Origin of the sequence: Intrasporangium calvum, assembly GCF_028446585.1 — a bacterium.
GTDB lineage: Bacteria > Actinomycetota > Actinomycetes > Actinomycetales > Dermatophilaceae > Intrasporangium > Intrasporangium calvum_A.
The window spans coordinates 1-23,934 of the sequence record NZ_JAPFQL010000003.1; the positions used below are offsets into that span (position 1 = coordinate 1).

The 23,934-nt window shown below is 70.5% G+C and carries 19 protein-coding genes; 5 read left to right on the forward strand and 14 right to left on the reverse strand.

The window, feature by feature from the left end; translation table 11 throughout:
* From whiA to uvrA, 6 genes are all read right to left on the reverse strand, one after another.
* The coding region (gene whiA / locus OO014_RS01145) for a DNA-binding protein WhiA (RefSeq protein WP_272460391.1) at window positions 1-979 on the reverse strand (979 nt) is incomplete at its 3' end.
* A gap of 47 nt (window positions 980-1,026) precedes the next feature.
* Complete coding sequence (locus OO014_RS01150) at window positions 1,027-1,995, reverse strand: gluconeogenesis factor YvcK family protein (RefSeq protein ID WP_272460392.1); 969 nt, start codon at window positions 1,993-1,995, stop codon at window positions 1,027-1,029.
* A 2-nt stretch (window positions 1,996-1,997) separates the two neighbouring features.
* Complete coding sequence (gene rapZ / locus OO014_RS01155) at window positions 1,998-2,927, reverse strand: RNase adapter RapZ (RefSeq protein ID WP_272460393.1); 930 nt, start codon at window positions 2,925-2,927, stop codon at window positions 1,998-2,000.
* Window positions 2,924-5,023 carry an excinuclease ABC subunit UvrC gene (gene uvrC, locus OO014_RS01160; protein ID WP_272460394.1) on the reverse strand — a complete coding sequence of 700 codons (2,100 nt, stop codon included), beginning with the start codon at window positions 5,021-5,023 and terminating at the stop codon, window positions 2,924-2,926. The genes rapZ and uvrC overlap by 4 nt, the downstream gene beginning before the upstream one ends.
* Window positions 5,024-5,087: 64 nt before the next feature.
* On the reverse strand, window positions 5,088-5,513 hold the full coding sequence (locus OO014_RS01165) for a Rieske (2Fe-2S) protein (protein ID WP_272460395.1): 426 nt from the start codon (window positions 5,511-5,513) through the stop codon (window positions 5,088-5,090).
* The gene (gene uvrA, locus OO014_RS01170) at window positions 5,510-8,635 is read right to left on the reverse strand and encodes an excinuclease ABC subunit UvrA (protein WP_272460396.1); all 3,126 of its coding nucleotides are present in this window, start codon (window positions 8,633-8,635) and stop codon (window positions 5,510-5,512) included. The genes OO014_RS01165 and uvrA overlap by 4 nt, the downstream gene beginning before the upstream one ends.
* A 187-nt stretch (window positions 8,636-8,822) precedes the next feature.
* On the opposite strand from uvrA, the gene OO014_RS01175 reads away from it, so the two are divergent.
* Genes OO014_RS01175 through OO014_RS01185 form a run of 3 tightly spaced genes read left to right on the forward strand, consistent with a single transcriptional unit; the run spans window position 8,823 to window position 12,057 of the window.
* Window positions 8,823-10,658: a glycoside hydrolase family 15 protein gene (locus tag OO014_RS01175; RefSeq protein WP_272460397.1), complete on the forward strand. Its 1,836-nt coding sequence runs from the start codon at window positions 8,823-8,825 to the stop codon at window positions 10,656-10,658.
* The gene (locus OO014_RS01180; RefSeq protein WP_272460398.1) at window positions 10,645-11,349 is read left to right on the forward strand and encodes a maleylpyruvate isomerase family mycothiol-dependent enzyme; all 705 of its coding nucleotides are present in this window, start codon (window positions 10,645-10,647) and stop codon (window positions 11,347-11,349) included. The genes OO014_RS01175 and OO014_RS01180 overlap by 14 nt, the downstream gene beginning before the upstream one ends.
* Before the next feature lie 3 nt (window positions 11,350-11,352).
* Complete coding sequence (locus OO014_RS01185) at window positions 11,353-12,057, forward strand: MBL fold metallo-hydrolase (RefSeq protein ID WP_272460399.1); 705 nt, start codon at window positions 11,353-11,355, stop codon at window positions 12,055-12,057.
* Between the two features lie 29 nt (window positions 12,058-12,086).
* Here the strand turns inward: OO014_RS01185 and OO014_RS01190 are convergent, their stop codons facing one another.
* On the reverse strand, window positions 12,087-12,407 hold the full coding sequence (locus tag OO014_RS01190) for a hypothetical protein (RefSeq protein WP_272460400.1): 321 nt from the start codon (window positions 12,405-12,407) through the stop codon (window positions 12,087-12,089).
* Window positions 12,408-12,508: 101 nt separating this feature from the next.
* Here OO014_RS01190 and OO014_RS01195 point away from each other — a divergent pair, with 101 nt between their 5' ends.
* The gene (locus OO014_RS01195; RefSeq protein ID WP_272460401.1) at window positions 12,509-13,399 is read left to right on the forward strand and encodes an EamA family transporter; all 891 of its coding nucleotides are present in this window, start codon (window positions 12,509-12,511) and stop codon (window positions 13,397-13,399) included.
* 25 nt (window positions 13,400-13,424) lie between these two features.
* Here OO014_RS01195 and OO014_RS01200 read toward each other — a convergent pair whose 3' ends face one another.
* The 6 genes from OO014_RS01200 to rpsA form a co-directional block, all read right to left on the reverse strand.
* A complete protein-coding gene (locus tag OO014_RS01200; RefSeq protein WP_272460402.1) occupies window positions 13,425-14,459 on the reverse strand; it encodes a TerC family protein in 1,035 nt (344 codons plus the stop codon).
* A gap of 231 nt (window positions 14,460-14,690) precedes the next feature.
* Window positions 14,691-16,814 (reverse strand): excinuclease ABC subunit UvrB, encoded by a 2,124-nt coding sequence (gene uvrB / locus OO014_RS01205; RefSeq protein WP_272460403.1) that lies wholly within the window; start codon window positions 16,812-16,814, stop codon window positions 14,691-14,693.
* Window positions 16,815-16,884: 70 nt separating this feature from the next.
* Window positions 16,885-17,934 carry a lipoate--protein ligase family protein gene (locus OO014_RS01210; protein WP_272460404.1) on the reverse strand — a complete coding sequence of 350 codons (1,050 nt, stop codon included), beginning with the start codon at window positions 17,932-17,934 and terminating at the stop codon, window positions 16,885-16,887.
* A gap of 54 nt (window positions 17,935-17,988) precedes the next feature.
* The gene (coaE, locus tag OO014_RS01215; protein WP_272460405.1) at window positions 17,989-19,191 is read right to left on the reverse strand and encodes a dephospho-CoA kinase; all 1,203 of its coding nucleotides are present in this window, start codon (window positions 19,189-19,191) and stop codon (window positions 17,989-17,991) included.
* A 62-nt stretch (window positions 19,192-19,253) separates the two neighbouring features.
* Entirely contained in the window at window positions 19,254-20,183 is a 930-nt protein-coding gene (locus OO014_RS01220) for a glycerophosphodiester phosphodiesterase family protein (RefSeq protein WP_272460406.1), read from the reverse strand.
* Between the two features lie 236 nt (window positions 20,184-20,419).
* Window positions 20,420-21,904, reverse strand: coding sequence for a 30S ribosomal protein S1 (rpsA, locus tag OO014_RS01225; protein WP_272460407.1), 1,485 nt, complete (start codon window positions 21,902-21,904; stop codon window positions 20,420-20,422).
* A 137-nt stretch (window positions 21,905-22,041) separates the two neighbouring features.
* Between rpsA and OO014_RS01230 the strand changes: the two genes are divergently transcribed.
* Entirely contained in the window at window positions 22,042-22,848 is an 807-nt protein-coding gene (locus OO014_RS01230) for a class I SAM-dependent methyltransferase (protein ID WP_272460408.1), read from the forward strand.
* A gap of 18 nt (window positions 22,849-22,866) precedes the next feature.
* On the opposite strand, the gene OO014_RS01235 is transcribed toward OO014_RS01230, so the two are convergent.
* Window positions 22,867-23,895, reverse strand: coding sequence for a DUF3068 domain-containing protein (locus OO014_RS01235; protein WP_272460409.1), 1,029 nt, complete (start codon window positions 23,893-23,895; stop codon window positions 22,867-22,869).
* Between the last annotated feature and the right edge of the window lie 39 nt (window positions 23,896-23,934).

A 23,934-nucleotide genomic window follows, 5' to 3' on the forward strand; every position in this document is an offset into this window, starting at 1 on the left:
AGCTGTCGAGCATGTCCGGGGTGAGGTTGGCATCGGTGCCGGGGATCCCGAGGTCCTCGGCGCGCTTGTCGGCCATGGCGAGCAGGCGGCGGATGCGCCCGGCGACGGCGTCCTTGGTCATCGGCGGCTGGGCGAGCTGGCCGAGCTCCTCGAGGCTGGCCTGCTTGTGCTCGAGCCGGAGGACACCGGCCTCACGCAGGTGGTCGGGGACCTCGTCGCCGAGGATCTCCATGGCCCGTTCGACTCTGGCGCCGGCGGCGACGGCGGCCCGGGCCGAGCGGCGCAGGTTGGCGTCGTCGAAGTTGGCGAGCCGGTTGGCCGTGGCGCGCACCTCCCGGCGCATCCGGCGCTCCTCCCACGCGAGCACGGCGTCGTGTGCGCCGAGCCGGGTGAGCATGGCCCCGATCGCGTCGCCGTCGCGGATCACGACGCGGTCGACTCCGCGGACCTCGCGGGCCTTGGCCTGGATGCCGAGCCGGCGAGCCGCGCCGACGAGGGCGAGAGCCGCCTCCGGTCCGGGGCAGGTGACCTCGAGCGCGGACGAGCGGCCGGGCTCGGTCAGGGAGCCGTGCGCGAGGAAGGCACCGCGCCAAGCAGCCTCGGAGTCGCAGGTGGAGCCACTGACGACCTTCGGCGGCAGGCCGCGCACCGGCCGTCCGTGGGTGTCGACGAGGCCCGTCTGCCGCGCGAGGGTCGCACCCTCCTCGACCACCCGGACGACGTAGCGCGAGCCGCGTCGCAGCCCCCCGGCAGCGAGCACGAGGACGTCGCTGCGGTGGCCGTAGACCTCGGTGATGTTGCGGCGCAGCCGGCGAGCGGCGTTGGCGGTGTCGAGCTCGGCCTCGACGACGATCTGGCCGCCGATGATGTGCAGGCCCCCGGCGAAGCGCAGCATGGTGGAGACCTCGGCCTTGCGACAACAGGGCTTCGTCACGTCGAGCCGCGAGAGCTCGTCCTTCACCTTCGCTGTCATCGCCATGTCCGACATCCTGCCACCCGGATCCGGGCCCGGACGCCATGCGCCGCTCAGTTGGCGATGACGTCCCGCAGAGCGGCCGCGAGCCGGAGCGGGTCGTGGACCCCGGGTCGCGCGCGGGCGACGACGGGCGCGATCACGAGCTCGGCGCCCACCTCGGCGGCGGCCGCCCGCAGCGTCTCCGGGTCGTCGACGACGCTCGGGTCCGCGACGACGGCATCGAGGCGCAGGCCCGGCGCGTTGGCGGCGAAGGAGGCGAGGTGGTCCTCTGCGCGGAAGTCGCGGGTCTCGTCGGTGGCGACCTCGAGGTTCAGGATGAGGAGGCGGCGGGCCGTCGTGGCGACGAGCGCGTCGGCCAGGTCGGGGACCAGCAGGTGGGGCATGACCGAGGTGAACCACGAGCCGGGCCCGAGGACGACCCAGTCGGCCTCCAGGACGGCATCGAGGGCCTCGACGCACGGCTGGGGGCAGGTCGGCACGATCCCGATCGAGGACACGACGCCCGGTGAGGAGGCGACGCGATGCTGGCCGTGGACGACGACGGTCTCGTCGGGCCGGTCCGGGTCGTGGCCCCGGATCTCCGCGACGATCTCGAGGGGCTCGGAGGCCATCGGGAGCACCCGGCCCCGGGCGCCGAGCAGCCGTCCGACGAGCTCGAGGCCGCCGACGGTGTCGCCGAGCAGCTCCCAGATGGAGACGATCATCAGGTTGCCGAGCGAGTGGCCCTGGAGCTCACCGGACCCCGCGAACCGGTGCTGGAGCACGTCGCGCCAGGTGTGGCCCCACTCGGAGTCGTCGCAGAGCGCGGCGAGGGCCATCCGCAGGTCGCCCGGCGGCAGGACGTGGAAGTCGTCGCGCAGCCGCCCGCTGGACCCTCCGTCGTCGGCGACGGTGACGACGGCCGTGAGGTGGTCGGTGAGGAGGCGGAGGGCGCTCAGTGAGGCGAAGAGTCCGTGCCCTCCGCCCAGCGCGACGATCTTGCGCTGGTGCGTCGGCAGGAGCTGGGCTGCGGGGGGCACGCTCACTCCCGGCCGAGATCCCGGTGGACGGTGAACGTGTCCACCTGGTCCGTGCCCAGCCGGGCGCTCAGGGCCTCCGCCGTGGCCACTGAGCGGTGCTTGCCACCGGTGCACCCGACGGCGACGGTGACGTAGCGGCGACCCTCACGCACGTAGCCGTCAATCATGGTGCCGAGCAGGTCGGTGGCCCGGTCGAGGAACTCCTGCGCCCCGGCCTGCTGGAGGACGTAGTCCGCCACCGCCGTGTCCCGGCCGTTGAGCGCCTTGAGCTCGGGCACCCAGAACGGGTTGGGCAGGAACCGCATGTCGAAGACGACGTCGGCGTCGAGCGGGAGGCCGTACTTGAACCCGAAGCTCATCACGGCGATGCGCAGCTGCGCCTTGCGGTCGCCCGCGAAGATCGAGGTGAGCTTCGCCGTCAGCTGGTGGACGTTGAGGCCCGAGCTGTCGATGACGACGTCGGCGCCCGAACGCAGGTCGAGCAGGAGCGACCGCTCCTTCTGGATCCCATCGAGCAGGCGCCCCTCGCCCTGGAGCGGATGCGGCCGGCGCACGCTCTCGAAGCGGCGGACGAGAGCCTCGTCGGTCGCGTCGAGGAACAACACGCTCGGCCGCTCGCCGCGCGCCGTGGCCGCGTCGATCGCTTCCTCGAGGTGGGCGAACCAGCCACGTGACCGGACGTCGACGACGACGGCGAGCTGGCGCAGCGCCGCGTCGGGGTGCTGCACGGCGGAGGCCGAGCGCAGCGCGACCAGGGACTCGAGCATCTGGGGTGGGAGGTTGTCGACGACGAGCCAGCCGAGGTCCTCCAGGACGTTCGCCGTCGTGGAGCGACCGGCACCGCTCATGCCGGTCACGATGACGAGGGGGGCGTCCGCGATGGCGCCGCCTCCTGGTGGTGACGCCTGGGGTGTGGCGGACCCGGTGTTCATTCGAGGATCTCTCCCGTCGTGAGGTTGACGGCCGGCTCTGCCGGACCGCTCTCGGACAAGTGGGCGACGATGGCGCCCGCCAGGGCAGGGCCGATGCCCGGCACGGCCATGATCGCGTCTGCGTCGGCGGCCCGGAGCCGTTTCACCGACCCGAAGTGCTTGAGCAGGGCCCGCTGCCTGGCGGCGCCCAGCCCGGGGACCCCGTCGAGCTGCGAGGCCGTCATGGCCTTGGAGCGGCGCTGGCGGTGGAAGGTGATGGCGAAGCGGTGCGCCTCGTCACGCAGGCGTTGCAGCAGGTAGAGGCCCTCGCTGGTGCGCGGGAGGATGAGCGGGTGGTCGGTGCGGGGCACCCACACCTCTTCGAGCCGCTTCGCGAGCCCGACCAGGGCGACCTCCTCGATGCCGAGCTCGTCGAGCACGGCCTGGGCCGCGTTGACCTGGGGCAGGCCGCCGTCCACGACGACGAGGCTCGGCGGGTAGGCGAAGCGTCGCGGCCGTCCGGTGGTCGGGTCGATCGGTCCGGTCGTCGCATCGTCCTCGAGGTCTCCCTCCCGGCCAGGCGGTCCGGCAGCCGCGCCGTTGGAGCCGGACGGTTGGGTGTCCGCCTCGACCCCGGCCGCCAGGTCGAGGTCGCCGACCCCTTCGGCCTCCTCGAGGTATCGGCGGAACCGGCGACCGAGCACCTCGCGCATGGCCGCGGTGTCGTCCACCGTCGCAGCCGGGGCGGGGCCGGCTCCGTCGGGCTCGTCGGCTGGTGCGCCCCCACGCACGATGAAGCGGCGGTACTCGCTCTTGCGGGCGAGGCCGTCCTCGAAGACGACCATGCTCGCCACGACGTTGGTGCCCTGGACGTGGCTGACGTCGTAGCACTCGATCCGCAGCGGCGCCTCCGGCAGCTCGAGGTAGTCCTGCAGCTCCTGCAGCGCCTTGCTGCGCAGCGTGAGGTCGCCGGCGCGCGCCACCTTGTGCCGGGCCAGGGACTGCTCGGCGTTGCGCCGCACCGTCTCCATGAGGCTTCGCTTGTCACCGCGCTGCGGGATCCGCACCGACACCGTGGACCCGCGTAGTCCGGAGAGCCACGCAGCGACGGCCTCGGGGTCGGCGGGCTCGACGGGCACGAGGACCTCACGCGGGACGGCATCCCGGGCGGTCGTGCCGGGGTCGACGTCGCCGTAGACCTGCTGAAGGAGGTGCTCGACGAGCAGCGGCAGGTCCTCGCTCTCCTTCTCGACGACCCAGCCGCGCTGCCCGCGGATGCGGCCACCGCGCACGTGGAACACCTGGACGGCTGCCTCGAGGTCGTCGTCGGCGAGCGCGAAGACGTCGGCGTCGGTGCCGTCCCCGAGGACGACGGCCTGCTTCTCGAGCGCCTTGCGCATCGCGGTGAGGTCGTCTCGCAGCCGGGCCGCCTCCTCGAACTCGAGGTTGGTCGAGGCCTCCTTCATCCGGCTCTCCAGCCGCCGCAGGAAGCGGGTCGTGTCGCCGGACATGAAGTCGCAGAACTCCTCTGCGATGGCGCGGTGCTCGTCGGCACTGACGCGGCCGACGCAGGGGGCCGAGCACTTGTCGATGTAGCCGAGCAGGCAGGGTCGGCCGCTGGCGGACGCCCGCTTGAAGACCCCGGCCGAGCAGGTCCGGATCGGGAAGACGCGGAGCAGCAGGTCGAGGGTCTCGCGGATGGCCCACGCGTGCCCGTAGGGACCGAAGTAGCGGGTGCCCCGCCGTTTCGCGCCGCGCATCACCTGGGCCCGCGGGTACTCCTCCCCCATCGTCACGGCAAGGAACGGGTAGGACTTGTCGTCGCGGTACTTGACGTTGAACCGCGGGTCGAACTCCTTGATCCAGGAGTACTCGAGCGCCAGGGCCTCGACCTCGGTCCGGACGACGGTCCACTCGACGGAGGCGGCGGTGGTGACCATCGTCGCGGTGCGTGGGTGGAGCGCGGCGATGTCCTGGAAGTACGAGGACAGCCGGGGGCGCAGGGACTTCGCCTTGCCGACGTAGATGACCCGACCGTGGGCGTCCCGAAAGCGGTAGACCCCCGGGTCGATCGGGATCTCCCCCGGCTTGGGGCGGTAGGTCGTCGGGTCGGCCACGCCACCACCCTATGTCGACGCGCAGACGCTGCCGTATGCCGCTGGGCTCGGTCCGCGGGCGCCGTCAGCTGAGCGTGTAGCTGTCTCCGGACACGGTGACCGACTTCGCCTCGAGCGGCCGCTTGGCCTGGCTGTCCGGGGTCGGGGCTCCGGACTCGATGTCGAAGGCGCTGCCATGGCAGGGGCAGATGATCTGCCCGTCGCGGATGCTCGTCACGGCGCATCCCTGGTGCGTGCAGGTCGTGGAGAACGCCTTGAGGGTCCCGGCTGCCGGCTGGGTGACGACGACCTTCGTGTCCGGGAAGATCTTGCCGCCGCCGACGGGGATCTCGGAGATGGGGCGTCCGGCCACTGCGGAGCCGGCGCCAGCCGCGTCGGGCGCGGCCGTCGTCGGCACCGGTGGGCTGCTGCACGCGGCGAGGGCGCCGGCCCCAGCGATCCCGGCAGCCCCGGTCAGCACGTTGCGTCGGCCGGTGAGGCGTTGGCTCATGACGTTCCCTTCGTCGATCGCTTCGCGGGAGTCGAACGTTTCGCGGCCGTCGTGGCCGTGGCCGGAGCCCGGCGAACCGTCACCGTGGAGGTGCTCTTCGCAGCGGCGGCGGTCGTGCGGCGCCGCGACGTCGTGGACCCCTTCGCCGACGTCGCCGCCACCGTGCCGGTCGTCTTCGCGCCGTTCGACGCCGCCGGCTTCCTCCCGGAAGCCCGGGACGGAGTGCGCGCGGTCCGCTCGAGGATCGGCCGGAGGAAACGGCCCGTGTGACTTGCCTCGACCTGGGCCACGTCCTCCGGGGTCCCCTCGGCGATGACCTGCCCACCGCCCGAACCGCCCTCGGGACCGAGGTCGATGATCCAGTCGGCGTTCTTGATCACGTCGAGGTTGTGCTCGATGACGATGACGGTGTTGCCCTTGTCCACGAGGCCCTGGAGCACGTCGAGCAGCTTGCGGATGTCCTCGAAGTGCAGCCCGGTCGTCGGCTCGTCGAGCACGTAGACCGTGCGCCCCGAGGACCGCTTCTGCAGCTCGCTCGCGAGCTTGACCCGCTGCGCCTCACCCCCGGACAGGGTCGGCGCGGGCTGGCCGAGCCGGACGTAGCCGAGGCCGACGTCGTTGAGCGTCTTCAGGTGGCGCGAGATGGCGGGGACCGCCTCGAAGAACTCGGCCGCCTCCTCGATCGGCATGTCGAGGACGTCGGCGATCGTCTTGCCCTTGAAGTGGACCTCGAGTGTCTCCCGGTTGTACCGCGCACCGTGGCAGACCTCGCACGGGACATAGACGTCCGGCAGGAAGTTCATCTCGATCTTGATCGTGCCGTCGCCGGCGCAGTTCTCGCACCGCCCGCCCTTGACGTTGAACGAGAACCGGCCGGGCTGATAGCCGCGCACCTTGGCCTCGGTCGTCTCGGCGAACAGCTTGCGCATGTTGTCGAAGACGCCCGTGTAGGTGGCCGGGTTCGACCGAGGCGTGCGCCCGATCGGGCTCTGGTCGACGTGGACGACCTTGTCGAGGTGGTCGAGCCCACTGACCGACCTGTGCCGGCCGGGCACCCGCTTGGCGTTGTTGAGCCGGTTGGCCAGGACGTTGTAGAGGATGTCGTTGACGAGCGTCGACTTGCCCGAGCCGGACACGCCCGTGACCGCGACGAGGTTGCCGAGGGGGAAGTCGACCGTCACGTCCCGCAGGTTGTTCTCCCGGGCCCCGGTCACGGTGATCCGGCGCCCGTCGTGGCCACGCCGCACGGCGGGGAGGGAGATCTCACGGCGACCCGACAGGTACATCCCGGTCAGCGAGTCGGGGTGCTCGAGCAGGCCCTTGACCGGCCCGGAGTGGACGACGTGCCCGCCGTGCTCGCCGGCCCCGGGCCCGATGTCGACGACCCAGTCGGCCGTGGCGATGGTGTCCTCGTCGTGCTCGACGACGATGAGGGTGTTGCCGAGGTCGCGCAGGCGCGTCAGCGTCTCGATGAGCCGGTGGTTGTCGCGCTGGTGCAGCCCGATGGACGGCTCGTCGAGGACGTAGAGGACGCCGACGAGGCCGGAACCGATCTGCGTCGCGAGCCGGATCCGCTGGGCCTCGCCGCCCGAGAGCGTCCCGGCCGCCCGGTCGAGGGAGAGGTAGTCGAGACCGACGTCGACGAGGAAGCCCAGGCGCGCGTCGATCTCCTTGATGACCCGCTCGGCGATCTGTCGCTCGCGAGCCGTGAAGTCGACGTGGTCGAGGAAGCCCGCGGCATCGGAGATGGCGAGGGCGCAGACCTCGCTGATGTTCTTGCCGTCGATGAGGACGGCGAGGGACTCCGGCTTGAGCCGGGCACCCTTGCAGACCGGGCAGGGCACCTCGCGCATGTAGCCCTCGTAGCGCTCCCGGCTCCAGTCGGACTCCGTCTCGGCGTGCCGGCGCTTGATGAACGGCACGACCCCCTCGAACCCGGTCGTGTAGGACCGGTCGCGGCCGTAACGGTTGCGGTAGCGCACATGGACCTTGTAGTTCTCACCGTGCAGCAGCGCCTCCTTGGCGCGCTGCGGCAGCGCCTTGAACGGCACGTCCATCGAGAACTTCAGGTCCTCGGCGAGCGCCGCCATGACCCGCTGGAAGTACTCCGCGGAGCCGCTGCCCTGGGCCCACGGCTGGATGGCGCCCTCCGCCAGGCTGAGGTCGTCGTTGGGCACGACGAGCTCGGGGTCGACCTCGAGCTCGGTGCCGATGCCCGTGCACTCGGGGCAGGCCCCGAACGGCGAGTTGAACGAGAAGGAGCGGGGCTGCACCTCGTCCATCCCGAGGGGGTGGTTGTTGGGGCAGGCCATCTTCTCCGAAAAGCGGCGCTGCCGCTCGGGGTCCTTCGCGTCGCGGTCGACGAAGTCGACGACGAGGATCCCGCCCGCGAGGCCGAGGGCTGTCTCGACCGAGTCGGTGAGCCGTCGCTTGGCGCCCGTGTCGTCGCCCTTCGCGACGAGCCGGTCGACGACGACCTCGATCGTGTGCTTGCGCTGCTTCTCCAGCTTGGGCGCCTCGGTCAGCGAGACGACCTCACCGTCGACGCGGGCCCGGGAGAACCCCTTGGTCTGCAGCTCCGCGAAGAGGTCGACGAACTCGCCCTTACGGCCCTGGACGACGGGCGCGAGCACCTGGAACCGGGTGCGGTCCTCCAGGGTGAGGAGCTGGTCGACGATCTGCTGCGGTGTCTGCCGGGTGACCGGCTCCCCGCACACCGGGCAGTGCGGCCGGCCCGCGCGCGCGAAGAGCAGCCGGAGGTAGTCGTAGACCTCCGTGATCGTGCCCACGGTCGATCGGGGGTTGCGGTTCGTCGACTTCTGGTCGATCGACACCGCCGGTGACAGCCCCTCGATGAAGTCGACGTCCGGCTTGTCCATCTGGCCGAGGAACTGCCGCGCATAGGAGGAGAGCGACTCGACGTAGCGCCGCTGCCCCTCGGCGAAGATCGTGTCGAAGGCGAGCGACGACTTGCCGGAGCCGGAGAGACCGGTGAAGACGATGAGGCTGTCGCGGGGCAGGTCGACCGACACGTCCTTGAGGTTGTGCTCACGCGCGCCACGAACGACGAGCGCGTGAGAGGTCGAGGGCCGATCCGTGGGCGTAGCAGTCACGCGCCCCATGCTAAGTCGGCGCACTGACAGTCCCCGCATCGTGCGGATTCCACCAAAGGGCTCGGAAGGGGCGCGGAAGGGGCGCGGAAGGGGCGCGGAAGGGGCGCGGAAGGGGCGCGGAAGGGCACGGAAGGGGCGCGGAAGGGACGGGACGTCGCTCGGCCCGGGAACGAGCCCAGCGGCATACGGTGTCCTCATGAGCGCGAGCCGGCCACCCGGGAACGTCACGCCGATCGAGGACTACGCCGTCCTCGGCGACACCGGGACCGCTGCGCTCGTCAGCCGTGGCGGGTCGGTCGACTGGCTCTGCCTGCCGCGGTTCGACTCCCACGCGTGCTTCGCGGCGCTGCTCGGCACCCGCGAGAACGGGCGCTGGCTGCTCGGCCCGGTCGACCCCGAGGTGCGGACGACGCGTCGCTACCTCAACGACTCGTTCGTCCTCGAGACGACCCACGAGACGTCGACGGGCGTCGTGCGGGTCGTCGACCTCATGCCGCTCGGCGACGGCCGGGCCGACGTCCTGCGCCGCATCGAGGGAGTCAGCGGCACGGTCCGGATGCGGCACGAGTGGATCGTCCGGTTCGGCTACGGCCTCATGCGCCCCTGGGTGAGCCGGCACACCGAGGAGCGCGAGGCCGGGATCGACGAGGTCATCACCGCCGTCGCCGGCCCCGACATGATCGTCCTGCGCGGCGCGCGGCTGCCCCGGGCCGAGGGCGGACAACACGTCGACGAGTTCGACGTCGAGGCCGGGCAGACCTTCACCTTCGCGACGACCTGGTTCCGCAGCCACGAGACGGTTCCGGCCCCCCTCAAGGTGATGAACCGCATCGCCGACACCATCGACCGCACCCATCGGTGGGCTGCGTGCAGCGACTACGACGGCCCGTACGCCGCCGCCGTCACCCGCTCGCTCCTCGTCCTGCGACTGCTCAGCCACGGCGTCACCGGCGGCATCGTCGCCGCACCCACGACGTCCCTGCCGGAGGACTTCGGCGGCGAGCGCAACTGGGACTACCGCTTCTGCTGGCTCCGCGACGCTGCCCTGACCCTCGAGGCTCTCCTCGGCTGCGGCTACGTCGAGGAGACGGAGCTGTGGCGCCAGTGGCTGCTGCGAGCCGTGGCCGGCGACCCCGACGACATCCAGATCATGTACTGCGTCGACGGGGCCCGCGACCTGCCCGAGCGGGAACTGTCCCACCTGCCGGGCTACGCGGACTCGAGACCGGTCCGGATCGGCAACGGCGCCGTGGGCCAGCGGCAGACCGACGTCCTCGGCGAGGTGATGATCGCACTCGAGCACGCCCGCCAGCGCGGCCTCGCCGAGACCGACGACTCGTGGAACCTCCAGCGCGCCCTCGTCGACAACCTCGCCGAGCACTGGGAGCAGGCCGACAACGGCCTCTGGGAGATCCGCGGCCCGGTCCGCCACTTCACCCACTCCCGCGTCATGGTGTGGGCCGCCTTCGACCGGGCCATCCAGGCCGTCGAGGAGCACGGCCTCCCCGGCCCGGTCGACCGGTGGCGCGAGCTGCGCGAGCAGGTCCGCGCGGAGGTGATGGAGAAGGGGTGGAACGACAAACGCCAGACCTTCGTGCAGCACTACGACACGACCGAGGTCGACGCGTCCCTGCTCACCCTCTCCGCCGTCGGGTTCCTGCCCGGCGACGATCCGCGGATGCTCGGCACGATCCGTGCCGTGGAGCAGGACCTCATGCCCGACGGGCTCGTCCTGCGCTATCGCACGGAGACGGGGGTCGACGGCCTCGAGGGTGGCGAGCACCCGTTCCTCGCCTGCTCCTTCTGGCTCGTGACCGCCTACGCCAAGGCCGGCCTCGTCGCCGAGGCGACCGCGCTGATGGACCGGCTCGTCGGTCTCGTCAACGACGTCGGGCTGCTGTCCGAGGAGTACGACCCCGTGGGGCAGCGCATGGTCGGCAACTTCCCCCAGGCTTTCTCCCACCTGACCCTGGTCGGCGCGGCGCTCGCGCTGGCCGAAGCGACCGGAAAGGCACGACATGCACCTCATTGACCTGTCGACGCGTCACCTGCCGCGAGAGACCGAGCGGCTCGTCGAGACGGCCCAGTCGCTCTCCGACGCGGACGTGCGGGCTGCGTCGTTGTGCGCGGGCTGGACACGCGGGCACGTCCTCAGCCATCTCGCGCGCAACGCCGAGGCCCTGACCCGGGTCTGCACCTGCGTCCTCACCGGCGAAGCCGACACCATGTACGACTCCAGCGAGGCACGCGACGCCGACATCGAGGCGGGCGCCGGCCGCGAGGCAGCCGCGCTGGCCGAGGATGTCCGTTCGACCGCCGCGCTACTCGCGCCCGAGATCGCGAAGGTCGGCGTCCAGCACGTCGGCACCACCGTCGAGCGCGTTCCGGGTGGCCAGCTCATCGCCGCGGAGCGGGTGCCCTTCATGCGGCTGCGCGAGGTGGTCTGGCACCACGTCGACCTCGATGCGGGCTACACCTTCGAGTCGGCTCCGGACGAGCTGGTCCACCTCTTCCTCGAGGACATGGTCGCCCGGCTCGGCTCGAGCGACGGCGTTCCCGGCCTCTCCCTGCGCACCGACGAGGGGGACGAGTGGACCGTCGGAGACGGGGAGACGAAGGTGACCGGTCCGCGGCACGGCGTTCTCCTCTGGCTCGCCCGGGGCCGCACCGAGGCCCTGGGGGACCACTCCGAGCCGCTCCCCCGACTCCCCTTCGGAGGCTGAGCGATGGGCGACTCCTTCGGACCCCCGCCGACGCCGGCTGCTGGTGACGACTACACGGGACGGGTGGTCCCCGGTGGCCCCGTCGACGTCCGTCAGCTGCGGGACCTCACGATCCGCAAGCTTGCCGTCTCAGAGATGAGCAACAACGTCTACCTGCTGACCTGCCGCGCCACCGGCCGCCAGCTGCTCGTCGACGCGGCCGACGACGCCCCCCGGATCCTCGGGCTCGTCGCGGACAGCGGCTCGGGCCTCGACCTGGTCGTCACCACGCACCAGCACTGGGACCACGTGCGCGCTCTCGAGCAGGTCGTCGCCGCGACCGGTGCCCGCACCGTCGCCGGTGCTGACGACGCCGACGCCCTGCCCGTCGCGGTCGACGAGCGCGTCGGCCAGGGCGACACGGTCCGGTTCGGGGAGGTGCTCCTCGACGTGGTCCACCTGCGCGGCCACACGCCGGGATCGATCGCCCTGGCCTATGCCGACCCAGGCGGGTCCACGCACCTGTTCACGGGCGACTCGCTCTTCCCGGGCGGCATCGGCAACACGAAGAACCCGGGCCAGAGCTTCGACTCCCTCATCGAGGACGTGAGCACCCGGGTCTTCGATGTCTACGACGACGACACGTGGTTCTACCCCGGCCACGGCGACGACTCCACCCTGGGCGCGGAGCGGCCACACCTCGACGAGTGGCGGGCCCGGGGTTGGTGAGTCGGAGGTGAAGCGGGCCGACTCGAGGGTCAGGCGGTGGCGGCCTCGGGCTCCGGGTCGACCTCGTCCGGGCCTGCCTCGAGCTCGGCGATGAGCGACTCGAGCTCGGCGCGAACGAGCTCCACGTCATAAGGGACGTTGCTCACGACGAAGTGCCGGCGCGGGCTGTTGGCGATGCACAGCCCGACCCCGAGCCGGGACCGCCCGTGCTTGTCGTTCCAGAGCCGCTCCAGCCGGGTGCCGTCCCAGTCGCTCGGTGCGTGGAGCCAGCCCTGCATGACGACCAGGGCATCCTCCGGGTCGGGGCGGTGCTTGGGAGCTTCGAGTTCTTCCAGAGTGATCTCGCCCATGTGTCGACGGTACGACGGGCGCAGGCCCCCTGTCAGCCCCTCGGTGCTCGCCGGTCGGTCGTGTCGCGGGCGTCCCGCTGGCTGCGTGGCAGGATGACGTCGTGCCGCGCCCCCGCTGGAGACTGGATCACTCGTCGGCACCCCTCCTCGTTCTCGCGGGTGTCATCTCCGTGCAGTTCGGCGCCGCCCTGGCCGCGACCCTCGTCCCGCGGATCGGAGCCATCGGCTCGGTCATGCTGCGCCTCGTCTTCGCCATGATCGTCCTCGCCGCCGTGGCGCGACCCCGCTTGCGCGGGCGCTCCCGCAGGGACTGGGCCACGGTCATCCTCTTCGGGCTGGCCCTCGCGGGGATGAACACGGCCTTCTACTCGTCGCTCGCGTACCTGCCGATCGGCGTCGCGGTCACTGTCGAGTTCCTCGGTCCGCTGGGGCTCGCAGCGGCGCTCAGCCGGCGCCCGCGGGATGTCGCCGCCGTGCTCGCGGCGGCCATCGGCGTGGCCCTCGTGTCCGGGGCCACCGATGCCACCTGGGGACGGTTCGAACCGATCGGCCTGCTCTGGGCCGGGGCTGCGGGGCTCATGTGGGCCGTCTACATCGTGCTCAGCCAACGCACGGGCGCCCGCTTCGACGGGCTGGACGGCCTCGCCATCGCGCTCGTCATCGCGACTCTCGTCGTGGCGCCGTTCGGCATCACGTCCATCGACGCCTGGAGCCCGGACATCCTCGCGCTCGGCCTCGGCATCGCCGTGCTGAGCACGGTCCTGCCCTACTCGCTCGAGCTCGTCGCCCTGCGGCATCTGACGCAGCGCGTCTTCGGTGTCCTGCTCAGCCTCGAGCCGGCCGTGGCCGCACTGGCCGGGCTGATCGTGCTCAGCCAGGTGCTCGACCCGGGGCAGGTGGTCGGCCTCGTCCTCGTGGTGGCCGCCAGCGCCTTCGTCCTCAGCGCCAAGCAGGAGCCGGACCCGCCCGACGCGGTCGTGGGGTCCGGCTGACCCTGCTGGATCGCGACGGTCCCGCTCAGCGCTCGCCGGTCCCGGGGCCGGCGGTGCTGTCGACGGACGACGCCGAGCTCGCTTCGAGCCGCGCGTCACGTCGGGTCTTGAGCAGGCTCGCGACGGTCGTGACCCCGAGGATCACCACGATGGCGCCCAGGGAGACGCTGATCGGGATGTCCGGGACGCCGTGGAACGGCTCGCCGCCGTTGAGGAAGGGCAGGTTGTTCTCGTGCAGGGCGTGCAGGATCAGCTTGATCCCGATGAAACCGAGCAGCACCGCCAGCCCGAAGCTGAGATAGACGAGGCGCTTGAGCAGGCCACCGATGAGGAAGTAGAGCTGGCGCAGCCCCATCAGAGCGAAGATGTTGGCCGTCAGGACGAGGAACGGCTCCTTCGTCAGCCCGTAGATCGCGGGGATCGAGTCGAGCGCGAAGAGCAGGTCTGTCGTGCCGAGGGCGAGGATGACGATCATCATCGGGGTGATCAGCCGCTTGCCGCCCTCGACGATCGTCAGGTGGGGACCGTGCCACTCCTTGGTGGCCCGGAAGGTCTTCTCGACCCAGAGCAGGAAACGGTTCTCGTGGTACTCGTCGTCGTCCGTCTCACCGCCCTTGGCGAGCTTGATGGCCGTGTAGATGAGGAAGGCGCCGAAGATGTAGAAGACCCAGGCATAGGCGTTGATGACGACCGCACCGAGCGCGATGAAGATGCCGCGCAGGACGATGGCGATGATGATGCCGATCATCAGGGCCGACTGCTGGAGGCGCTGCGGCACGCGGAAGCTCTGCATGATGAGCAGGAAGACGAAGAGGTTGTCGACCGACAGGGAGTACTCGGTCAGCCACCCGGCGAAGAACTCACCGGCGTACTGTCCGCCCCACTCCCACCAGACGAACAGCCCGAAGAGCACGGCCGCGGTGACGTAGAAGGCCAGGTGCCGACCGGCCTCCCCCATCGAGGGCACGTGCGGGCGGCGGGCGATGACGAAGACGTCGATCAGCAGGGCCACCGTCATCAAGCCGATGGTGAGATACCAGCCCCACAGGGGAACATGCATGTGAACGCCTTCCGGTTACAGCGTCGGTCAGGTCAACGTGAGCAACCGGAGGTCTCTCCCGCCTTGCAGGCCGGCCGATGGGCCCGGGACCGACGTGGTCGGAGCCGTGATGACGAACCCATCGCTTCGGGGATACTCCCCTCCGTGAACGCCTGAGTGTTTCACCCCTTGGCACGTGCGCCAAATCTCGTTCGGTGGGCGGACCCCGCCGCGGGGACCCGGCGGCGATCCTCAGCGGGTGGCCTCGGTCATCTGCCGGAGCTCCTTCTTCAGCTCGCTCACCTCGTCGCGCAGCCGGGCCGCCAGCTCGAAGTGGAGCTCGGCGGCCGCCTGGTGCATCTGCTCCGTCATCTCCTGGATGAGGCCCGCGAGGTCAGCGGCGGCCAGGTCGGCAGGACGGTTGCCGCGCCGACCGGACGACACCCCGACGTCGGCGGCGACGGCACCGCGGCCCGCCCCGCTCTTGCCGCGGGACTGCATCCGGCCCGAACCGATCAGCTCCTGCGTGTCGGCGTCCTCGCGCTGGAGCAGGTCGGTGATGTCGGCGATCTTCTTGCGCAACGGCTGCGGGTCGATCCCGCGTTCCCGGTTGTAGGCGAGCTGCTTCTCCCGGCGCCGGTTCGTCTCGTCGAGGGCCTCCTGCATGGAGGGCGTGATCTTGTCGGCGTACATGTGGACCTGGCCGGAGACGTTGCGGGCCGCGCGGCCGATGGTCTGGATGAGCGACCGAGTGGAGCGCAGGAAGCCCTCCTTGTCGGCGTCGAGGATCGAGACGAGGGACACCTCCGGCAGGTCGAGACCCTCGCGGAGCAGGTTGATGCCGACGAGGACGTCGTAGACGCCGGTGCGCAGCTCGCGGAGCAGCTCGACGCGGCGGAGCGTGTCGATGTCGCTGTGCAGGTAGCGGACGCGGATGCCCTTGTCGAGCAGGTAGTCGGTGAGGTCCTCGGCCATCTTCTTCGTCAGGGTGGTGACGAGGACGCGCTCGTTGCGCTCGACGCGGAGCCGGATCTCGTCCATGAGGTCGTCGATCTGGCCCTTGGTCGGCTTGAGGACGACCTCGGGGTCGACGAGGCCGGTGGGACGGATGATCTGCTCGACCGGTGGTCCGCTCTTGCCGGACTTGGCCAGCTCGTACTCGCCGGGGGTTGCCGACAGGTACACCGTCTGACCGATCCGCTCGAGGAACTCCTCCCACTTGAGCGGCCGGTTGTCCATCGCGCTCGGCAGCCGGAAACCGTGCTCGACGAGCATCCGCTTGCGGGACATGTCGCCCTCATACATCGCCCCGATCTGCGGGACGGTCTGGTGCGACTCGTCGATGACGAGGAGGAAGTCCTCGGGGAAGTAGTCGAGCAGGCAGTTCGGCGCGGACCCCGCCCCGCGCCCGTCGATGTGCCGTGAGTAGTTCTCGATGCCGGAGCAGAAACCGACCTGGCGCATCATCTCGATGTCGTAGCTGGTCCGCATCCGCAGCCGTTGCGCCTCGAGCAGCTTGCCCTGCTTCTCGAACGTCGCCAGCTGGTCCTCCAGCTCGAGCTCGATCCCGCGGATCGCGCGCTCCATCCGCTCCGGACCCGCGACGTAGTGCGAGGCCGGGAAGACGTACATCTCCTGCTCCTCGTGGACCACCTCACCGGTGACGGGGTGCAGGGTGTAGATCCGCTCGACCTCGTCGCCGAAGAACTCGATCCGGATGGCGAGCTCTTCGTAGACCGGGATGATCTCGACGGTGTCGCCGCGCACCCGGAAGGTCCCACGGGTGAAGGCGAGGTCGTTGCGGGTGTACTGCATCTCGACGAAGCGGCGCAGCAGCGAGTCCCGGTCGACCTCCTCGCCGACCTTGATCCGGGCCATCCGGTCGACGTACTCCTGCGGCGTGCCGAGGCCGTAGATGCAGGACACGGATGCGACGACGATGACGTCGCGCCGCGTGAGCAGCGAGTTGGTGGCGGAGTGCCGGAGCCGCTCGACCTCGTCGTTGACCGAGCTGTCCTTCTCGATGTAGGTGTCGGTCTGCGGGATGTACGCCTCGGGCTGGTAGTAGTCGTAGTACGAGACGAAGTACTCGACGGCGTTGTTGGGGAGCAGCTCGCGGAACTCGTTGGCCAGCTGCGCCGCGAGCGTCTTGTTGGGCGCCATGACGAGCGTCGGGCGCTGCACCTGCTCGATGAGCCAGGCGGTCGTCGCCGACTTGCCGGTGCCGGTCGCACCGAGGAGGACGACGTCCTGCTCGCCCGCCTTGATCCGGCGCGCGAGCTCCTCGATGGCCTGTGGCTGGTCACCACTCGGGGTGTACTCCGAGATGACCTCGAAGGGGGCCACCGTGCGCTGGAGGTCGGTCGTGGGACGCATGCCTACACCGTACGTGCCGCTGCCGACACCGCCGAGTCCGTATGCCGCTGGGCTGGGTTGCGCACGCCGGTCACGGCACCCGGTGGGTCCACTCGTCGGTCGCGAACTTGGCCTCGACGAGCTCCTTCGCGGCGCTCAGCTCGGACTCCGTGTAGGTGGCGGGCGTCGTGCTGTGCATCCGGGAGAACGAGGCGATGAAGCTGTCGATGATGGCCTCGCGGGTCATGCCGGTCTGGGAGCGCATCGGGTCGACCCGCTTGTTGGCCGATCGGGTGCCCTTGTCGGAGAGCTTCTCGCGCCCGATCCGGAGCACCTCGAGCATCTTGTCGGCGTCGATGTCGTAGGCCATGGTCACGTGGTGCAGGACGGCGCCGGCGACGAACCGCTTCTGGGCTGCTCCCCCGATCTTGCCCTGGTCGCTCGCGATGTCGTTGAGGGGCACGAAGTGCGCCCGCACGCCGACGTCGGCGAGCGCGCCGATGACCCAGTCGTCGAGGAAGGAGTAGGAGCGCTCGAAGCTGAGGCCCTCGACGAGCGAGGTGGGCACGACGAGGGAGTAGGTGATGGTGTTGCCGGGCTCCATGAACATCGCTCCCCCGCCCGAGATCCGTCGGACGACCTCGATGCCGTGGCGCGCGGCACCATCCGGATCGACCTCGTTGCGAACGCTCTGGAAGGACCCGATGACCACGAGAGGACGGTCCCAGTCCCAGAACCGCAGGGTCGGGGGTCGCTCGCCCGTCGCGACCTCGTGGGCGATCACCTCGTCGAGGGCGACGTGCATTGCCGGGTCGAGGGTCACGGGCGGGATGACGTCGAAGACGTGGTCGTGCCAGCCGGTCGCCTTCCCGAGGGCGCGCCGCACGGCGATGCCGATGGCCTCGGGCGTGAAGCCGATCAGCGAGACGGCCTCGTCGAGGGCTCCGTCCACGGCTGCGGCGAGGTGCTCCACCCCGGCATCCACGGAGAGCCCGTTGAGGGCCCCGTTGATGTCATCCAGCGCCTCGTCGGGCTCGAGGAAGAAGTCCCCCGAGACGCTGACGTCGGACAGCCGTCCATCGGACACATCCAGGTCGACCGCGACCAGCTTGCCACCCGGGACCTTGTACTCACCTCTCACGCCACCCTCAACAACGGCGTATGCCGCTGACTTCCCTCCCGCACGAAGGTGCCCTCAGCGAGGGGTCCAGCTCGTCTCCACCGCCCACCGCTCGGCTCGGGGCAGCGCCTCGGCGAACCACGGCTCCTTCGCCTCGGCGTAGACGGAGGTCCGGTCGTCCAGAGTGAGGAGACGGTGCTTCTCCGACGCATAGCCCTGCCGCGCCGCGGGCTCGTGGATCAGCCAGTCCCGGAAGAGCAGTGCGAGGCGCCACCCCGGGGAGCCGGTGCGGCGCACGTGGATGTGGGCGACGCCGGCCGGGTCGGTGGAGCCCCAGACGCGCTTCTCCCACTGGGCCGGATCGGCACCGGACGGGCGCGGCGTGTCGGCCGTCAGGTGGTCGAAGCGCAGGAGGCCGGCGTGCCGCAGGGCTGCCTCGAAGGCGGGTGAGTCCGCGACCGCGAGATCCCGGACGCCGACCTGGAGGTCGAGCACGTCCTTGGCGGGCAGGTTCGGCACCGCGGTCGAGCCGATGTGCTCGACCTCGGTGACGGCACTGATCTCCCGGAGGGCGTGGGCCACCCGGGCGACGAGGCGCCCGCCGCGGGCGCCCCAGTCGGGGCGCGGCGCGACGACCGCTGACCGGTCCGGCCTGCGGGAGTGGCGTCCCTGCACGAGGTTGTGGTTCCACGGCACGAGCCGGTCCCGCCACAGGAGGTCCACGGCTGCCGTGAGCTCCTCCGGTGTGCCGTCGTTGGCCAGGACGACGTCGCAGGCCGCACGGCGCTCGGCGTCCGACGCCTGGGCGGCGATCCGGTGGCGGGCGTCCTGCTCGTCCAGGCCGCGCTGCTCGACGAGACGCCGAACGCGTGTCTCGGGCGCGGTCTCGACGACGAGCGCCACGTGCTCGTGGACCCACAGCCCACGCTCGACGAGGAGCGGCATGTCGAAGACCGAGACGGTGCCGGGCGAGACCGCCGAGCGCCGGAGCGCGACGCGCCTGCCGATGGCCGGCCCCGTCATTGCGTCGAGGGCGGCCAGGGCCGCTGGGTCGGGGAAGACGATCGCGGCGAGGGCCGCCCGATCAAGCGACCCGTCCGGTCGGATCACGCTGTCGCCGAAGCGCTTCCGCACCTCATCGAGCACCGGCTCGCCGGGCTCCATGATCTCGCGGGCGACCTGGTCGGCATCGATGACGACGGCGCCCAGCTCTCCCAGACGGCGAGCGACCGTGGACTTGCCGGAGCCGATGCCCCCGGTCACTCCGACGCGCAGCATGGCGCCACGCTACGGCATCCGTCCGCCCACGAGTGCTGGGCCGGGCGGTCCGGCCACGCTTCTCAACCGAGCACGGACAGCGCCAGCTCGGGGTCGTCGGTGATGAGGCCGTCGACGCCGGCAGCGACGACGCGCCGCAGGTCGTCGGGATCGTTGACCGTCCACGGCAGGACTCCGAGTCCGAGCTCATGGGCCCGGGCGACGAGCTCGGCATCGACCGAGTCGTGGTGCGGAGCGACGACGTGCGCGCCGACTGCGGCCGCTGCGCCGGCCAGGTCGTCCCGGTGGTCGCGCCAGTCCACGCCACCGAGCCACGGCGACCCCTCGGTGTAGGTCACCCCGGTGACGGCGAGGGCCGAGCGGTGCAGCTCGGGTGCGAGCTGCTGGGCCAGTTCGAGCGCGGCCCAGTCGAAGGAGTGGACCAGCGTGCGCGGCCCAGTGCCCGCCGCGGCAACGGCTGCGAGCACGCTGTCGAGCAGCAGGGCTCTCGTCCGGTCGACTCCGGGCTCGGTCGGGTCGAGCTTGAGCTCGATGGTCCACCAGATGTCGGGGGCGCGGTCGCGGCCGACCGCGAGGAGCTCCGACAGCGTCGGGATGCCCGCGCCAGGGGCCGGGCGCTGGAGCGGAAAGGCGGCGGACGTGCGAGACCCGACGTCGACGGTCCGCAGCTGATCCAGGGTCAGCTCGTCGACCCGGGCCCCGATGAGGTCGTCCCGGGTGGAGCTGCACTTCTCCGGCTCGAGGCGGGGGTCGTGCCAGACGACGACGTGCCCGTCAGCCGTGAGTCGAACGTCCAGCTCGACGCCGGTGGCTCCCGCGTCGAAGGCGGCCACGAAGCTCTCGATCGTGCTTTCGACGACCCGGGCCCGGGCGCCGCGATGGCCTTGGATGTCGAGTCGGCTACCCGGCCAGAGCCGCTCCGACCGATGGTGAAGACGCTGGGTGAGGGAGGTGGACGTCGCCGGACTCGGCTCGACCAACAGGTGCTGCACGTTCCCACTCTCCGGTTCACGGATGACGACGCCCGGCCGCGATGGTGTCCACCACCTGGCCGCCAGATGAACAGCCGGTGACTGTTTCCCGGGCCGCGTCCCGGCGCGACGGGCCTCACCCGGAGGTGGTTCCCCCGAGGAACGACGCAGCCCCGGTCCCCCACGTGGGTGGAGGACCGGGGCTGTGACTGGCCGTTACCGCTGGAGCGAGCCCAGCGGCATACGTCCTGCTTTGTTCAGTTGCCCGTCAGCTTCTCGCGAAGCGCGGCGAGCGCCTCGTCCGAGGCAAGGGTGCCCTCGGCCGGAGCCTGCGTCGACTGGCTCTCGGAGGACCCGCCGCCGCTCGCGGACGAGTACGACGTGGCCATGCCGGCGTTCGCAGCAGCCTCGGCGTCCGCCTTCGTCGCCGCGTCGACCTGCGCCTTGTGGGCCTCCCAGCGTGCGTGGGCCTCGGCGTACTGCCGCTCCCACTTCTCGCGCTGGGTCTCGTAGCCCTCGAGCCACTCGTTGGTCTCCGGGTCGAAGCCCTCGGGGTACTTGTAGTTCCCCTCCTCGTCGTACTCGGCGGCCATGCCGTAGAGGGTCGGGTCGAACTCCGACACCGGCACGCTCTCGTCGTTGGCCTGCTTGAGCGACAGGGAGATCCGGCGACGCTCGAGGTCGATGTCGATGACCTTGACGAAGATCTCGTCACCGACGTTGACGACCTGCTCCGGCAGCTCCACGTGACGCTCGGCGAGCTCGGAGATGTGCACCAGGCCCTCGATGCCGTCCTCGACGCGGACGAACGCGCCGAACGGGACGAGCTTGGTGACCTTGCCGGGCACGACCTGGCCGATCGCGTGGGTCCGCGCGAAGTGCTGCCACGGGTCCTCCTGCGTCGCCTTGAGCGACAGGGAGACACGCTCGCGGTCCATGTCGACGTCGAGAACCTCGACCGTGACCTCGGTGCCGACCTCGACGACCTCGGACGGGTGGTCGATGTGCTTCCAGGACAGCTCGGACACGTGGACGAGACCGTCCACACCGCCGAGGTCCACGAAGGCACCGAAGTTGACGATGGAGGACACGACGCCCGAACGGACCTGGCCCTTCTGGAGCTCCTTGAGGAACGTGGTGCGAACCTCGGACTGCGTCTGCTCGAGCCAGGCCCGGCGCGACAGGACCACGTTGTTGCGGTTCTTGTCGAGCTCGATGATCTTGGCCTCGATCTCCTTGCCGACGTACGGCTGAAGGTCGCGGACGCGGCGCATCTCGACGAGCGACGCGGGCAGGAAGCCACGGAGGCCGATGTCGAGGATGAGACCACCCTTGACCACCTCGATGACCGTGCCGGTGACGACGCCGTCCTCTTCCTTGATCTTCTCGATCGTGCCCCAGGCGCGCTCGTACTGCGCACGCTTCTTGGACAGGATCAGGCGGCCTTCCTTGTCCTCCTTCTGGAGAACGAGGGCCTCGACCTCGTCGCCGACCTTGACGATCTCGCCGGGGTCGACGTCGTGCTTGATGGACAGCTCGCGCGAGGGGATGACGCCCTCGGTCTTGTAGCCGATGTCGAGCAGGACCTCGTCCCGGTCGACCTTGACGATGCGACCTTCGACGATGTCGCCGTCATTGAAGTCCTTGATGGTCGCGTCGATCGCGGCAAGGATGTCTTCCTGAGAGCCGATGTCGTTGATGGCGACCTCAGGCGCGGTCTTCTCGACCGTGTTGGCAGTCATGTAGTAGGAACTCCGATTGTGGACAGTAATATTGGCGGCGGCTCGGGGTCGCCGTGTGGACATGGTGAACTGAGCACACGAATGTGCTCGAGCATCCTATCCGGGCGCGACGGACGTGGTCAAAGGCAGGGTGCGCGGTGAGCGAGCCCACGGAGGCGCTCCGGCGTCCGGTCGCCGCGGGCGAGACCGTGCGGGCCAACCGGACGTGGTGGGACGCCGAGGCAGCGGACTACTACGCGGAGCACGGCGCCTTCCTCGGCGACGAGGACCTCGTCTGGGGACCCGAGCGGCTGCGCGAGTCCGACGCCCGCCTGCTCGGCGACGTCACCGGCCGCCGGGTGCTGGAGATCGGCGGCGGCTCGGGGCAGGGGGCACGCTGGGTGCGCGGCCACGGCGGCGAGGTCGTCGCGAGCGACCTCTCGGCCGGGATGATCCGGGAGGGTGTCGCAGTGAACGCGTCGCTCGCGCCTGGGCGTCGCGTTCCTTTCGTCCAGTGTGACGGCCGGTCGCTGCCCTTCCCCGACGGCAGCTTCGACGTCGTCTTCACGGCGTACGGAGTCATCCCCTTCGTGGCGGACTCCGAGGTCGTCCTCCGGGAGGCGGCGCGGGTGCTCCGACCGGGCGGCCGGTTCGTGTTCTCGACGACGCACCCGATCCGGTGGGCCTTCCGCGACGATCCCGGCGAGGGCGGGCTGACCGCGACCTACTCGTACTTCGACCCGACCCCCTATGTCGAGCAGGACTCGGGTCGGCGGGCGACCTACGTGGAACACCACCGGACCCTGGGCGAGCTGGTGCGACAGGTGGCCGCGGCCGGCCTGCGCCTCGTCAACCTGGTCGAGCCGGAATGGCCTGAGGGCCACGAAGAGATCTGGGGCGGCTGGTCCCCCTTGCGCGGCCGGCTGATCCCCGGGACCGCGATCTTCGTGTGCGACCGCTCCTGAGAGGGCCGACGCAGTGCGTCAGACGCGCGCTCGCCTCTGGCGCCGCGAGTCCTGGGCGCTCACACCGAGGCCGGCCACACCATCGGCTGTCCGCGCGGCGGGCCTGGAGGCACGGCCCGTGAGGAGCAGCACCAGCCCGGCCGCGAGGGCAAGGCCACCGACGATGAGGCCGACGGAGGTGAGGCTGTCCCGCAAGAACCCGAGCAGCTGCCCCTTGACGCGGTACTCGTTCGCATTGGCCCGAACGGTGGCGTCGTTGTAGGCGAGGGTGCCCTTGGTGGTGACCACCGTGCCCAGTGACCCGCGCAGGGTCTTGTCCAGCTCCTCCTGCCCCTTGATGACGACGCCGGTGTTGGGTTCCACCCAGACAGTGCGGGTGTTGCCATAGAAGGGGACCGCGTCGACCATCCCGCCGGTTCCGCCGAAGACCTGCGCGGGAACGCTCACCGACTTCAGAGGTGTGACCGGGGTCCGCTGGACGAAGACGAAGGTGTCCACGCCGGCGATCGTCTCCTCGCGGACGAACTCCATGGTCGCGGCACGCTCCATGTCGCCGTCCCACCATGGGTACGCCTTCTTCTCGACATTGAACGGGAACTTGAAGAACAGCCCCGCGTGCTTGATCGGCCTCATCGCCTGGGGGTCATCCAAGGTGCCCGCAGACTTCTTGTCGCGGCCGTCCCCGGTCGTGAGCCCTGTCCGACGGTCGAAGGTCACCAGCTCCTCCGTCGCGGGCATGTCGCCGATCCCGACCGCCTTGGAGATCACGCCCGTCTGCCAGACTGCGATCTTCCCGCGCTGCTCGGCGGGCACCAGTCCGGGGATGCCCACGACCTTGCGCGTGTTCTCGATCGTCACGTTCTCGAGCTGGTCGTAGTGCGCCTCGGTCTTCCCGCCACCGAGGTCCTCGCCCCACACACGCAGGACGGTCATATTGGTCCCGACTGCCACTGACGTCGACTTCTGGTCGAGTGCGACGATGGCCAGCCGCTCGTACAGCATCCCTGCGGACAGCGCCAACACGATCGCGGCTGCTCCGATTGCCATGAGGGCGAACGATATTGGTCGACGCAAGAGAGGCTCCTG

What these genes read in the sequence shown, in the direction of transcription:
- OO014_RS01200 (WP_272460402.1), bottom strand. Translation starts at nt 14,459, where the DNA reads ATGCATGTTCCCCTGTGGGGCTGGTATCTCACCATCGGCTTGATGACG.
- OO014_RS01180 (WP_272460398.1), top strand. Translation starts at nt 10,645, where the DNA reads ATGCACCTCATTGACCTGTCGACGCGTCACCTGCCGCGAGAGACCGAG.
- rpsA (WP_272460407.1), bottom strand. Translation starts at nt 21,904, where the DNA reads ATGACTGCCAACACGGTCGAGAAGACCGCGCCTGAGGTCGCCATCAAC.
- uvrA (WP_272460396.1), bottom strand. Translation starts at nt 8,635, where the DNA reads ATGGGGCGCGTGACTGCTACGCCCACGGATCGGCCCTCGACCTCTCAC.
- OO014_RS01175 (WP_272460397.1), top strand. Translation starts at nt 8,823, where the DNA reads ATGAGCGCGAGCCGGCCACCCGGGAACGTCACGCCGATCGAGGACTAC.
- OO014_RS01235 (WP_272460409.1), bottom strand. Translation starts at nt 23,895, where the DNA reads ATGGCAATCGGAGCAGCCGCGATCGTGTTGGCGCTGTCCGCAGGGATG.
- OO014_RS01165 (WP_272460395.1), bottom strand. Translation starts at nt 5,513, where the DNA reads ATGAGCCAACGCCTCACCGGCCGACGCAACGTGCTGACCGGGGCTGCC.
- rapZ (WP_272460393.1), bottom strand. Translation starts at nt 2,927, where the DNA reads ATGAACACCGGGTCCGCCACACCCCAGGCGTCACCACCAGGAGGCGGC.
- OO014_RS01190 (WP_272460400.1), bottom strand. Translation starts at nt 12,407, where the DNA reads ATGGGCGAGATCACTCTGGAAGAACTCGAAGCTCCCAAGCACCGCCCC.
- uvrB (WP_272460403.1), bottom strand. Translation starts at nt 16,814, where the DNA reads ATGCGTCCCACGACCGACCTCCAGCGCACGGTGGCCCCCTTCGAGGTC.
- coaE (WP_272460405.1), bottom strand. Translation starts at nt 19,191, where the DNA reads ATGCTGCGCGTCGGAGTGACCGGGGGCATCGGCTCCGGCAAGTCCACG.
- OO014_RS01185 (WP_272460399.1), top strand. Translation starts at nt 11,353, where the DNA reads ATGGGCGACTCCTTCGGACCCCCGCCGACGCCGGCTGCTGGTGACGAC.